Source organism: Roseateles saccharophilus, from assembly GCF_004342485.1.
GTDB lineage: Bacteria > Pseudomonadota > Gammaproteobacteria > Burkholderiales > Burkholderiaceae_C > Pelomonas > Pelomonas saccharophila.
Genome location: NZ_SMBU01000067.1, coordinates 1 through 13,294, shown reverse-complemented (window position 1 = coordinate 13,294; position 13,294 = coordinate 1). Strand labels below are relative to the sequence as shown.

The window sequence follows — 13,294 nt, the reverse complement described above, 5'->3', positions numbered from 1 at the left end:
TCAGGGTGTCCACCGCCAGCGCCTTGCTACGCGCAATTCGCGCGCCAGATCAACGACTTGCCGCTCCCAGCTCGGGCAGCGGTCACGGATTCAGGTGTATGAAACTCCTGAGCCTGGCGTCGTCGGTGCCGGCCGCGGCCTTGTCGACATAGACTAGCAAGACGGCGGCGTCGTCCCCCCGGCCGAGCAGGCTGAGCCAGGCGCCATAGAGCTTGGCCTGCCAGTCGCTGACGAAGGGGCGGCCGTTGATCCAGTAAATCTGCCAGACGCGCAGGCGTGGCGCGCTACTACCGTCGCCCCTGACCTCGCTCAAGGCTTGGCCGCGCAGCTCGGCGGTGCGCCAGGACGGCGGAGCGGCGGGTGCGTCGAGCTCAGCCAGACCGCCAGCGGTCTGCGCCCATTCCTTTTCCGTCTCCGCATTAACCATCTGGTTGACCGAAGTCACCAGCTGGCGGCCATAACGCTGATCGCGGTAGTAGCCGACGTAGATGCCCACGGCGGGACCGCCCGCATCCTGGGGCTCGAAGCGGCCATGCAGCACGCCAGCCGGGTTCTCGAAGCTCGGTCGCCAGCCCGTCATGGGCTCGCCGTGCCAGGCCCAGCCCTGCAGCGCGGGCGCGGCCAGCACGGGCGCTGCATGAGCCGCCGAATGCTCGGCGCTGGCCCGCAATTGCGGCGGCAGCGCGAGCAGCAAGGCCGCGGCCAGCAGCACGCCCGACCAGTGTGCCGGCGAAGCCGGCCGCATCACGGCACCGGAAGGTGCTGGCTGGGGTTCGGGCTCGGCGTCCGCCCAGCGTGCACCGAGCATGAACATGATCAGCATGATGATGCCGAAGAAGACCCAGCCGTAGATGATGTGGTCTACCCCGGTGGCCAGCCTGTTGCCGGACAGATGGCCCAGCATGACGATCATGTAGGCCCGCAGCCAGTTGGCCACCAGCGGTGTGACGATGGCAACGCCGACGAAGGCCCAGCGTTTGCGGTTGCCGCGGTAGTTCAGGTACGCGAACAGCGTGCCCACCATGACCGAGGCCATCAGGTAGCGGATGCCGCTGCAAGCCTGCACGACCGACCAGGAGCCGGTCGGAATGATGAACTGGTTCCCCTCCCGAAACACCGGGACGCCCGTCGCGCGCAGCGCGACGACGGTGAAATCGGCCGTGCGGTCCACCAGCCAGGGCGTCATGAAGTCGCCGAAAGGCACGGCGAAGAACAGGAAGCCGAGCGGGAAGGCGATGCGACGCGCGGCCTCCGTGCCGAGCAGCGCAGGCACCATGACGACGAGCATGCCCACCAGCGTAAACTGCGTCGCCGAGTTCGCCGCGGCGAGATCACCCACCAGCCACAACAGGCCCAGCGGCAGCATCAGCCACAGCCAGCGCGGCGCGGGCTGCGGCACCAGCACGACCAGGTCGGCGCGCCGGCGCCAGACCAGCCAGGCCGAGATCGGTGGCACGACCCAGGCATGGGCGAAGGTCTCGGAGCGGTTCCAGATGAAGACCATGGCCGCGCCGGTGTCGTAGTACAGCGCGGCCAGCAGCGCCCAGGTCAGAGCCAGGCCGAGCAGCGGCAAGCGCCAGGGCCGGGGCAGGTTCAGCATGCAGTCTCCAGGTGTCGGTCCAGTCCGACGAGATGCGCCTCCCAGCTGTAGGCGCCGAGCACGAAGTCGCGTGCGCCACGGCCGGCGGCATCGGCGGCGGCCGGCTCGGCCAGCAGCACAGCGACGCGGTCGACATAGTCGGCCACGTTGTCGGCCGGCAGCAGCCCGGGCAGGGCCTCGGCCGTGATGGCCCGCACGCAGCTGCCCGCCGCGACGACGGGTCGGGCCATGGCCATGGCCTCGAGCACCTTGTTCTGGATGCCGCGCGCCAGCCGCAGCGGCGCGACGACGGCCGCGGCATGCTGCAGATAGGGGCGCACATCGGGCACGGTGCCGGTCACTCGAACGACATCGCTCGCCAGTGCCTGGACGGCCGGCGCAGGGCTGCGGCCGACGATGTGGAAGCGCAATGCCGGGAAGCGCTCGCGCAAGGCGGGCAGGATGTCGGCGACGAACCAGGTCACCGCGTCGACATTGGGCCAGTAGTCCATCGCGCCGGTGAAGACCAGCGGTAGCTCTGCGGCCTCGAAGGGGTTGGCGCGGGCCGGATCGGGCGCGAAGAACTCGGCGTCGACACCATTGCCCAGGGGCGCGAGGCGCAGGTCGCGTCCAGGGCTGAGCTCGCGGAACAGGGCCACCTCGTTGTCGGTGACGAAGAAGCTGCAGTCGGCCTCGCCCGCGACGCGCTGCTCGAAGGCCAGCAGCTTGGCCGATTCGCGCCGGTACAGCCAGGACATCGGCCAGGCGTGCTCGGGCGCGTAATCGCGCCATTTGGCCGAGTCGACATCGACGAAGTCCACGAGCCGGCGCAGGCCCGCAGGCACGTACTGGGCCATCACGCCGCTGAAGGCGATGACGGCGTCGAAGCCGACACGCGCCACGCCCTCGTCCACCCAGGCCTGCAGGCCGGCGTCACGGTAGTAGGGCAGGCTCAGCGCCTCGCCGGTCAGCAGGCCGCGCAGGCTGGCCAGCTTAGCCATGCGCGGGTTCAGGCGCGCGACATGCAGGCCGGCGCACAGCTCGCGCACGCGGGGCAGGTGCTGCTCGTCATCGGGGTCGTCGATGAAGCTGCCCAGATGGACCTCGTGCCGCGCCGCCAGATGCTTGAGCAGGTGGTAGGAGCGCACCTTGTCGCCCTTGTTGGGCGGGTAAGGCAGGCGGTGGACGAGGTAGAGGATCTTCATGACCCGGACCTCATCCGAGGTTCTTGACGATGAAGGGCCCGAGCCAGTTCGCAACGCCGATCGGCAGCTTGCGCCAGGCCTTGATCATCAGCTGGTACTTCGGGTTGTTCGGATTGTTCTGGGGGATGGCGTCGCGCTTGAACAGCCGGTACTCGTAGGACAGCGGCTGCGGCTCGAAGCCCCAGTTCTTCTTGAAGGCGTAGGGGCCCGTGCCCTGCTTGCTGCGGCCGTAGTCGAAGACCTTGAGGCCGCGTGCGCAGGCCCGGCGCATCAGCTCCCAGTACTTGAAGTCGTTGGCGGCCAGGCCTCGCGCGGCCTCGTCGTCACCGGCGTAGTAGGGCAGCACCTCGTCGCGGAAGTAGAAGCTCAGGACCGACGACAGCGGCCGGCCGTCCGGCGCCGTGACGGTCAACACCTCGGCGTCGGCAGCGAATTCGTCGAGCAGGGCCTGGAAGAATTTCTTCGGCATGGCCGGCGTGCCGTGGCGCAGCACGTTGTCGGCATACAGGTCGAAGAAGCGGTCGGCGTTGGCGTCGATCTCGGCCTTCAGCCCATTGCCTATGCCCTTGCGCACCATGGCCCGCTGCTTGCGCGGGATAGCCAGCATATTGGCCTCCTCATCCGGCAGGATGGCCTTGCGGAAGGTGACGTAGAGATCCTGACGCGGCCAGTCGGCGTGACGGGTCGGGCCAAGGTTGCGGTACTCCAGGTGTTCGGCGCCCTGCCCTCGCGCGATCTTCTCGGCCTCGGCCTCCAACGCAGCGGCGGCCTCGTCGTTCAGCGCGGCGACGCCGCCGTAAACGGCGAACGGCAGGCTGGCGACCGAGTGGCCGAACAACCGGCTCTTGACCTCGGCCAGCGGCAGCACGCCCTCGATGACGCCCTCTCGCTCGGCGTAGAGGAAGAAGCAGCGGTGGCCGAAGATCGATTCGATGACGCGCTGCCAGCCGCTGCGATGGAAGAAGGTGGCCTGCGGGTGCGCCAGCACGAAGGCGTCCCAGCGCGCGGACAAGGCCGGGTCCTGCGCGGGCAGCCGCGCAATGCGCAGAGGTGCGTTCATTCAGGCCGGACTCAGCGTGGGCGCCGGAGCGCGCGGGCTGGCCTCGCGGCCGAGGAAGATCTCGTCCATCCGGCCCCAACGGAAGTCCTCCAGCAGGCGGGCGATGCGACTTTCGGTGCGCGGGATGTTGACGTAGTGGCGGAAGCGCGTCTTCGCATCGATGCCGGCCACGCGAGGCTGCCCGGGATCGATTTCCCAGGGGTGGAAGTAGAAGACCGCCGGCTCGCCATCGACCTCGTTGACGCGGCGGATCATCCAGCGCGACAACGCATAGGGCAGCAGCCGGAAATAGCCGCCGCCGCTGCTGGGCAGGTTGCGCGAGCCCATGCGCAGCGTCGTCACCGGGATCTCGAGCAGGCCTTCGCGCACTGGGTAGGCGAAGCGCGGCGAGTCCGGCATGCCGTAGTGGTCGTGGGCGATGGGATAGACGCTGGACGAATAACGGTAGCCCGCCTCGCGCAGCACGTCGAAGGCCCAGAGGTTGGCCTTGCCGATGGAGAAGCTCGGCGCACGGTAGCCGACGACGGGCACGCCGCCGAGATCCTCCAGCAGCTTCTTCGCGCTGGCGATGTCTTCGAGAAAGGCTGCGGGGCACAGGTCGCTGGCACGCTCGTGGCCATAGCCATGGCTGGCCAGTTCGTGGCCGCCGGCCACGATGGTCTTGACGAGCTGCGGGTAGCGCTCGGCGATCCAGCCCAGCGTGAAGAAGGTGGCCTTGACCTGCTTGTCGGCCAGCAGCGCGAGGATGCGGCCGATGTTGCGCTCGACCCGGCATTCCAGGCCGTTCCAGTCCTCGCGCCGGATGTAGGGCGCGAAGGCCGAGACCTGGAAGTAGTCCTCCACGTCGATGCTCATCGCATTGCGCAGGGCCGGGGTCTTGGTGGGCATCAGCATGGCGTGCTCGGTCAATGCTGCTTGACGGCGTCCACGAGTTTCTGCAGCAGGGCCAGCGTCTGCAGGTTGATGCGCTCCAGCCTCATCATGCTGCGCTCCAGGCGCTGCAGGCGGTCGGTGTGGTGGTCGGCGCTGAGCGCGGCGATCTCGCTGGAAAGCCCTTCGACCTCAGCGACGCTCATCTTTAGCTTGGCCACGTCCAGGGCGCCGGGCGCGCTGTCTAGGGCCGCCGAGCGGCTGTCGGGCAGACTGGCGGGGCTGCTGTCCAGCGGGCTGACGTCGCTGTTGCGCGGCACCTCGCTCTCCTGGGCGATGTCGCGCAGCACCTCCTTCACGTCGGCCAGCGTCAGGTGCGAACGGCCCTGCATGAAGCCCAGCAACAGTAGGCGGTCGCACAGGCGGTTGATGCGGCGCGGAATGCCATTGCTGGCCTTGTGGATGGCCGGGAAGGCGTCGTGGTCGAAGGTGGGCTTGCCGTTGGACCCTGCGCACTTCAGGCGGTGCTCCATGTAGCGCTGGGTCTCGTCCTCGTCCAGCGGGCCGATGTGGCAGGTCGCCGCGACGCGCTGGCGGAACTGCTCCATCTCGGGCTTCTGCAGGATGCCGCGGAACTCCGGCTGGCCGACGAGGAAGGTCTGCAGCAGCGACTGATTGGCGAACTGGAAGTTGGACAGCATGCGCAGTTCCTCGACCGCGCGCGGGGTCAGGTTCTGCGCCTCGTCGACGATCAGCAGGCAGCGCTTGCCCTGGGTGACCTGGTTGACGAAGAAAGCCTCCAGAGTCATCAGCAGCTCGGACTTGGGCGCGTCTTTCACGCGCACGCCGAAGGCCGCGCCCACCATGCGCAGCGTGTCCTCGGCATCGAGCTGGGTCGTCACGACGTTGCCGATGACGACATTGCTGCGGTTCAGGCTGTCCAGCAGGCCGCGCAGCAACGTGGTCTTGCCAGCACCGATCTCGCCGGTGATGACGATGAAGCCGTCGTTGCGCAGCACGCCATAGTCCAGGTAGGCCTTGGCCCGGCGATGCTGCTTGCTGCCGTAGTAGAAGTTCGGATCGGGGCTGAGCTGGAAGGGCTTGCTGCTCAGGCCGTAGAAGGCTTCATACATCTCAGTTTTCCATTGCGCTTTCGCACGGCCGCTGACGCATGAACCCGGGCTCGTGAGCGGGCCGGCATAGTCGCTGGGCCGGAGACTTCATCTCAGAACTGCTGGGTCAGATTGGCGTAGACCGCATTCTCGGCGTAGGCCGTGACACCTTCGAAGCGCGCATGGCGCGCCCCGAACTGCACGCTGGAACGCGGCCCCAGTTTCCCGTTCCAGTTGGCGGTCAGGCTGGTGAGCCGCGTGGCCCGGCCGCTGGCATCACCCAGCGCCTGCTGGTGCGCCGCCGTCACCGAAAGCCCGGAGGTGGGCGTGAGCTGATGGCTGGCGGTCAGCGAATAGGAACGCTGCTCGATACGCGAGTTATTGGCCAGGTCGCCCTGGTTCAGGCCGCTGCCCAGACGTCGCGTGATGTTGCGGCTTGCCTGGGCACTCAGCGTGCTGCGCACGCCCTGCAAGGTGAAGCCTAGCGTCTGGCTGCGCAGTTGGCTTGGGCCGCTGGACAGGAAGCCGGCGCTCGACGGTGCGTCGGGCGACAGCCCCTGGGCCTGCAGATAGGCGCGCACCAGTAGATCGCGCTTGACCGGATCGGGCTCGAGCGAGGCGAAAAGCAGGAAGAACTGGTCGTAGTTGCTGCGCACACCGCCCGCCGAGAGACTGCCGACAGTCACCGCCTGGGAATCCGACAGTTGCCAGACCGAGTGCGCCATGCGGTGCTCGAAGCTGAAGCTGTGGCTGTTGCCGTATTCGTGGCGGTGCCAGTCGCCGTTGACGCGCGTGCGCGGGGTCGGCCGCCACTGTGCGTTGACGCCGCCCGTGTTCCCCTTCTGTCCGGTACTGGTCAGATAGTCGTTGCGCTCGCGGCCGGCGTCTGCGCCGAGCGTCAGGTCCGCATCGGGCTGGTAGCTCAGGCCCAGCACGGCCGACGACAGCCGGTTGGCGCGCCCGCTCGCAGGCGTGGTCTGCTGGGTGGTGACCTGCGTCCACCAGTTCAACGAGCCGCCGCCAGCCCCGGTGAAGCGCAACGAGCCCCCTGCGCCCCGGTTGTCGCCCAAGCTGGAGCCGCGCACCTCGGTGCGGCTGAAATTGCCGCGCAGATCCATGCTGACCAGGCTGCCGATGACCTCGTGCAGCATCGGCGACAAGAGCAGCGTACTGACCTGGTGACGATTGGCGTTGGCCAGCGTCGACACGCTGCTCTGCGAGCCCAGTGTCGGCGTGGACTGCAGGCCGAAGGCCGATGCCGACTGCTGGCCGATGCTGGCATTCATGTCGACGAGAAGGTGGCGTTCGATGAGTTCGGCCTGGCCGTTGGCCTGCAACGCGCTCTGCAGTTGCGAGGGCTGGTCGGACTTCTCGTAAACAATGCCGTTCAGCGTGTAGTCCAGGCTGCCGCGCAGCGGGCCGTTGGTGCGCACGATGCTGATGCCCGGCGAAACGACAGTGACGAGGGCCGCGTCCTTGTCGTGCTCGCTCAACCGCAGATTGTCCGTCCAGGTTTCCATCATGGCGATGCGAGGGCGCACCGTCATGCCGCCACCGGTCGCCGCGCCTTCGGTCTGTGCCCGGGCGGCGCCCCCGGCTGCCAGGGCCAGCACCAGGGCCGGCGCCCAGCGCAGCGACTCAGCCCTGCGCCGAGTCATTGCCGCCATAGCCGTAGCCGTAGCCGTAGCCATACCCGTAGCCGTACCCGTAGCCGTAGCCACCGGCCGCATTGGGGCTGGCCTGGTTCAGCAGCATCATCTTCAGCGGGCAGTTCTCGATCGTGGCCAGCGCCTGCTGGACGGCGCTCTGCGCGGTTTTCTCGGCATGCACGACAATGATGATCTGGCCCATGTGCGAGGCCAGCACGCGCGACTCGGTTGTCAGCAGCAGCGGCGGCGAGTCGAAGATGATGATGCGGTCGGGATAGCGCTTGGCCATGTTCTCGAGCAGGTTGCTCATCGCATCGCTGGCCAGCAGTTCAGTCGCGCGCGGATGCGGCGTGCCACTGGGCAGGATGGTCAGCTTCTCGACGTTGGTGCGCAGCAGCACATCGGACATATCGACGCGCTCTTCCAGCACGTCCAGCAGCCCCGGCCCCTGCGGCAGGCCGAGCATGCGCAGCACGGACGGCCGCGCCACGTCGGCATCAACCAGCATGACGGTGTTGTCCAGCTCGGCCGCGATGCTCAACGCCAGATTGATCGACGTGAAGCTCTTGCCCTCGCCGGCCAACGCACTCGTCACCATCAGCAGATTGGCGTGGTTGATCGTCGCTGCGCCCTTGCCCATCGCGTTCTTGATCAGCGGACGCTTGATGACGCGGTATTGGTCGCCGGTTTGCGAACGCGGCGTGTGCGGCATCAGGAAACCCTGGGCCGCCAACGCGACGACATCCAGTTCGACCCGTTTGGAAGAGCTGTGATGGCCGTCCTGCTGCACGGAAATTCCCAGCGGCCGGGCCGCCCCGGGCGGCATAGGCGGCCGGGGCTGGGGCTGCGCCACCACATGCTGCGGCGGCGCAGGCGGGACACCCGGCGCGGCCTGTTCATCCCCGGGCAGCACCACACCGGCCTGGCGCAGTTGCTCGAGCCGCTGGGCGGCTTGTTCGATCAAGCTCGTCATGTCAAACCACCTGCCGGCTGAGTTGCACGGCCAAGATTGTCAAAGCCACCGCGAACATCACCAGCAACCCTCCTGCACCAGCGGCAAAACGGATCAGGTCGACACGCTGACGGGCACGGTCGGCATCGGTGACCAGGCGGGTCACGACGCCCAGGATGGGCAACTCGACCCGCGCTCGCAGATCATTGCCGTCGTGGAAGACCGGCCGCAGCTGACTGGCGGCAAAGGTCGTGAAGAAGCCGATGGCGAGCGCCCCTGCCATTGCACCGGCCAGCAGCAGCAGGCGATTGGGCGCCACCGGTTTGGGATTGGCCCGCGGCGGGTCGATGACGCGGAAGTCGGCGATACCCGAGGCGACGTCCAGCTCGCCCGAGAGCGAGGCCTGCTCGCGGCGCTGCACGAGGTCCTCGTAATTCTTCTTCTGGATCGCGTAGTCGCGATTGAGCTGAGCCGCTTCAGCCTCCATTTGCGGCGCCGTCTTCAACGCAGCGACGGCCTGCGCATAGCGGCTGGAATACTCGTCGACGCGCGCCTTCAGCGAGGCCACCTGCACCTCGGTCGTCGCAAGGATGCGCACCAGTTCCTGCGCGGCCATGCTACCGCCGGCCCCGGCCATCGTGACGCTCGGCGTTGCCGCGGCTGCCTTGCGCAACTCGGCAAGCTCGCGCTTGCGCTGGTCTTCCAGATCCTTGATGAGCTTGCGGGTGGAGATGATGTCGGGATGCTGGTCCGTGTATCGCTGCAGCAGCGCGTCGAGATTGCGGCGGTACTCGGCCAGCCGCGCATCAAGCTCGGGGGTCGCCACCTGAGCATTGGCCTCCTGCATCAGGCTTTGCTGGGTGGTCTGGGCCCCGCCACGCGCCTTCTCCGCGTCGAGCTGGGCCTTGGCCGCATCACGCGCGTTCAGCGCCTCGCGATACTCCAAACGCGCACGCTCGAGCTGGGTGCTCAGCTCCGAAAGACGTGCGGCAGAGTCCTTGCCGTCGCCGGCCATGTTGGACAGGTTCTTCAGCCGGAATTCCTTGAGCCGCGTTTCGGCCTCTTGCAGCTTGGCCTCATAGGACTTGATCTGCTCGTTCAGGAAGGTCGTCGCGGTGGACGTGTCCTTGCGCTGCGCGCCGAGGCTGGACTCGACAAAGATGGACACCAGCGACTGCACGACGCGCTTGGCGGTTTCCGGATCGCTGTCGCGGTAGCCGAGGATGTAGAGGTTGTCGCGACCGCTGCTCTGGATGGACAGATTGGTGGTCACCGTCTCGATGGTGGCCTCCTGCTGGCCCTTGGACTGGTTCTTCAGGTCCAGATCGGCCATGCGCACCAGCTTTTCAACATTGGGCCGGCTGATCAGCGTGCGACTCAGCATCGTCACCTGCTGCTCGACATTGGGCTGCACGGCAAGGCCCGACATCAACGGCTTCAGTATGGACTGGGTATCCACGTAGATGCGCGCGCTGGCCTCGTAGCGGTCGGGCAGCACAAAGACCACCACAGCACCGACCATGCCGGTGACCCAAGCCACGATCAGGCCGACCCAGCGGTATTTCCACATCCGCTGGGCGATGATCAGCAATTGGCCAATGAGCACTTCCATCGGGAACGGTCTCGGTTATGTCTATACAGCAAAAACGGGCGCGAGAGGCGCCCTCGGGACATCGGCGCCGCGCGCCCGCTTGATCAGAACCAGCTCTGGGGAATGATGAGAATATCGCCCGGCCGCATTTCCACATTGGCCGAAACATCCCCCCGCTTGAGCAGGTCCTTGAGTCGCACCGAATATTGCTTGTTGCCTTCGGCAGTGCGAAGAATCGTCGCGCTGTTGCCCGCCGCAAAATCGGTCAGACCGCCGACGGCAATCATCACATCGAGCAAGGTCATCTTCTGCTTGAAAGGCAGGAACTGAGGTTTGGCGGCCTCGCCAACCACGCGAATCTGTTCGCTGTAGGGACCGACAAAACTCGTCACGATGACGGTCACGACCGGATCGCGCACATATTTACCGAGTTGCTTCTCGACTTCCCGCGCCACCTGCACGGAGGTCTTGCCCTGCACGACGATCTCATCCACCAGCGGCGCGGCGATCTTGCCGTCCGGACGCACCGGCACCGACATCGACAACTCGGGGTTGCGCCAGACCAGGATGTTCAGGTTGTCCCCTGCTCCAATGACATAACTGTAGTCATCGTTCGCCACGCTGGCGGGCGCACTCGGGTAATTGTTGCTGGCACAACCCACCAACAAGCCGACCACAACCGCGGCGAACGCCCGTGCCGCGTTCAACCAGAGCCCGTTGCCATCAGACGCCGAGGCACTGCTAGCCGGCGCCAGGTCCGCGGTACTGCGATCAAGAGCGTGAAGGGTGTCCAAGGCAAATCCTCTGTATGTCTGGTCCCTGAAGGACCGGGGGCGCGAACGAGCAACGCACCTCGTCACGCCAGCATGAGCGCGTCGCATGATGCCATAGGCTCACGGCGGCACTGGCAACCCAATCAGGGGGGCGATAGCGCCATGCGATGTGCAATTTCACACTCCGACGCTCCGCAGTGGCGCCCATCTCAGCTCGGCTTCGCCCGCCCCTCCAGCAGCGGCCGAATCAGCAGCAGCATGAGTTGCTGGATCGGGTTGGCATTGCCGAAGGGTCGCCAGGTGAACTTGATCTTTTGATGATAGGCATCGAACTGCATGGCCCAAGGGGCCGGTCGCAAACTGCCGCGCCCCAGCAGCACCTTCAATACCGCAACCCCCATTACGCCAGCACATAGATCACAAGACATCATCGTCGAAGGCCCGCGCCGCTCCTGGAAATTCACCGCCTGCGGCGCCACGAGATAGTCCCGTTGCAGCATCGCGGGCGACAGGCCTGCAATGAAACGGGCATATTGCTCGTTTTCGCTTCGACCGTCGACTCGGAAATATTTCTCGAAGCTCATGCCACCCGGCTTGAAATACAAGAAGGAAACACCCATGCCAAGCGGGGCCGCCGTCAGCGCCGGAATCCCCTTGTCGTAACTGGCCTTGAATAGCATACGGCGCGCCGGCAAGGCAAAGAAGTCAATACCGTCCACATAAACATCCACATCGCGCAGGAATTCATCCAGATTATCAACCGTCACACCCTGCGAAAAAATTCGGATGTCAGCCTCCGGATTGATTTCTCGAACCATCTCGGCAACAACTTCCGCCTTTGGCCTACCGATGGTCGACATGAATGCGCCCACCTGCCGATTGAAATTGTGCAGGCCGAACCCATCAAAGTCAGCGATATTGAAATTGCCGACCCCGAGACGCGCCAACGTGAGCAGGTGGGCGCCGCCAACGCCCCCCAGGCCCGCAATAGCAACACGCGAGTTGCGGAGCTTTTGCTGCTCGGCCCCAGTGACCCAGCCAACGTTCCTGGAGAATGCACCACCGTAGTCGAAAGAATTGGTTTGACTCACACACCCTCCTCTTGGCCAGGAATCCATGGCCCCACCTCGACATGCGACTCACCTGCAGCAGCCGTTGATGGAGGCAAGGCCGCAAATCCGGCTTGGCGCTTCAGTAAAACAGACATCATGCAACAAGCGCGCTCGGCGCACCACAGTGCACCGAGCGCATCGAAATTGCAACCACACCCCGTAAAAGGCTCCACATCATGGATTTCAACAGCAGCATCAGCCAGATCCTCGATACGGCCAGATGGGCGCCAAGCGGCGACAACACACAACCCTGGCGCTTCGAAGTCGTCCAACCCAACCGCTTGGTCGTGCACGGATTCGACACCCGTGATCACTGCGTTTATGACTTGGACGGCCATCCGAGCCAGATTTCCCTGGGCGCGCTGCTGGAAACGATCGACATTGCCGCCTCCACCCATGGCCTGGCCGTAAACGCGACCCGCATTGCAGGTGCACCGGAAACACGGCCGCAGTTCGAGCTGGATTTTCGCGAATCGAAATCGGCGATCGCCAGCCCACTAGCTGCAGTGATCGAAAAGCGCAGCGTCCAGCGGCGGGCGCTCTCGACACGACCATTGACCGAGACCGAACGACAGCGCCTCAGCGAGGCGGTAGGGCCCGGTCATCGCGTCCACTGGCTCGAGGGCCTCGGCATGCGCGCACGTGCGGCGAAGCTGATGTTCCACTCGGCCAAGCTCCGACTGACAATCCGGGAAGCTTACGAGGTGCACCGAGACATCATCGAGTGGCATGCACAGTTCAGCAAAGAGAAAGTGCCGGACCAAGCGTTGGGCGCAAGCCCGCCAACCCTTGTCCTGATGCGCCAAGTCATGAAAAGCTGGGGGCGCGTCCAAGCCTTCAACCGCTTTCTGGCCGGCACTTGGGCGCCCCGCATCGAGCTGGACCTGCTCCCCGGCTTGGCTTGCGCCGCCCATTTCCTGATCTGCGCCCAAAACCCGGCGACGACATTGGATGACTACGTGGCTGCCGGCCGGGCAACCCAGCGCTTTTGGCTTACGGCGACGCTGCTGGGATTGCAACTACAGCCCGAGGTGACGCCACTGGTTTTCACCCGCTATGCACGAAACCGACTCCCGTTCTCGAAAAGCCCGGACGCCATGCCACGCGCAGAGCGCGTGGCCGCGCGCTTGACGGCGCTGGTCGGCAGAGAAAACGCCGATCACGCCGTCTTCATGGGCCGAATCGGCGCCGGCCACGCAGCCAAAGCCCGATCCATACGGCGAGACCTGGAGAGTCTCATGCACGGACCAAGTCGCTGAGGTAAAAGTTCGGGAGCGAAGCTCACGCAGCAGGCTCCTGCGTATTCCACGCGATCGCGGACACCGTTCCGCTGTGATGGCGGACAGCATTCCGCTGTGATGGCGGACACCGTTCCACGCTGATGGCGGACA

General features: G+C 65.7%; 11 protein-coding genes. 1 reads left to right on the top strand and 10 read right to left on the bottom strand.

Annotated elements, in window-relative coordinates; genetic code table 11:
* Positions 1 to 82 precede the first annotated feature (82 nt).
* The 10 genes from xrtA to EV671_RS25790 form a co-directional block, all read right to left on the bottom strand.
* Positions 83 to 1,600 (bottom strand): exosortase A, encoded by a 1,518-nt coding sequence (gene xrtA / locus EV671_RS25830; RefSeq protein ID WP_165917737.1) that lies wholly within the window; start codon positions 1,598 to 1,600, stop codon positions 83 to 85.
* A complete protein-coding gene (locus tag EV671_RS26915) occupies positions 1,594 to 2,784 on the bottom strand; it encodes a TIGR03087 family PEP-CTERM/XrtA system glycosyltransferase (protein ID WP_165917736.1) in 1,191 nt (396 codons plus the stop codon). The genes xrtA and EV671_RS26915 overlap by 7 nt, the downstream gene beginning before the upstream one ends.
* A gap of 10 nt (positions 2,785 to 2,794) precedes the next feature.
* Positions 2,795 to 3,844 (bottom strand): FemAB family XrtA/PEP-CTERM system-associated protein, encoded by a 1,050-nt coding sequence (locus EV671_RS25825; RefSeq protein WP_132576776.1) that lies wholly within the window; start codon positions 3,842 to 3,844, stop codon positions 2,795 to 2,797.
* Positions 3,845 to 4,738, bottom strand: a complete 894-nt coding sequence (locus EV671_RS25820) for an XrtA system polysaccharide deacetylase (RefSeq protein WP_243655890.1) — start codon at positions 4,736 to 4,738, stop codon at positions 3,845 to 3,847.
* Between the two features lie 11 nt (positions 4,739 to 4,749).
* Entirely contained in the window at positions 4,750 to 5,847 is a 1,098-nt protein-coding gene (locus EV671_RS25815) for an XrtA/PEP-CTERM system-associated ATPase (RefSeq protein ID WP_132576775.1), read from the bottom strand.
* Between the two features lie 92 nt (positions 5,848 to 5,939).
* The gene (locus EV671_RS25810; RefSeq protein ID WP_165917735.1) at positions 5,940 to 7,484 is read right to left on the bottom strand and encodes a TIGR03016 family PEP-CTERM system-associated outer membrane protein; all 1,545 of its coding nucleotides are present in this window, start codon (positions 7,482 to 7,484) and stop codon (positions 5,940 to 5,942) included.
* Entirely contained in the window at positions 7,465 to 8,448 is a 984-nt protein-coding gene (locus tag EV671_RS25805; protein ID WP_132576773.1) for an XrtA-associated tyrosine autokinase, read from the bottom strand. Before EV671_RS25805 ends, EV671_RS25810 begins: the two co-directional genes overlap by 20 nt.
* Position 8,449: 1 nt before the next feature.
* The gene (locus EV671_RS25800; protein WP_132576772.1) at positions 8,450 to 10,039 is read right to left on the bottom strand and encodes an XrtA system polysaccharide chain length determinant; all 1,590 of its coding nucleotides are present in this window, start codon (positions 10,037 to 10,039) and stop codon (positions 8,450 to 8,452) included.
* Between the two features lie 83 nt (positions 10,040 to 10,122).
* Positions 10,123 to 10,686, bottom strand: coding sequence for an XrtA/PEP-CTERM system exopolysaccharide export protein (locus EV671_RS25795; protein WP_207911263.1), 564 nt, complete (start codon positions 10,684 to 10,686; stop codon positions 10,123 to 10,125).
* A gap of 314 nt (positions 10,687 to 11,000) precedes the next feature.
* Positions 11,001 to 11,882, bottom strand: a complete 882-nt coding sequence (locus EV671_RS25790; RefSeq protein ID WP_243655889.1) for a ThiF family adenylyltransferase — start codon at positions 11,880 to 11,882, stop codon at positions 11,001 to 11,003.
* Positions 11,883 to 12,079: 197 nt separating this feature from the next.
* Between EV671_RS25790 and EV671_RS25785 the strand changes: the two genes are divergently transcribed.
* Positions 12,080 to 13,162 carry a nitroreductase family protein gene (locus tag EV671_RS25785; RefSeq protein WP_132576770.1) on the top strand — a complete coding sequence of 361 codons (1,083 nt, stop codon included), beginning with the start codon at positions 12,080 to 12,082 and terminating at the stop codon, positions 13,160 to 13,162.
* The last annotated feature ends 132 nt before the right edge of the window (positions 13,163 to 13,294 follow it).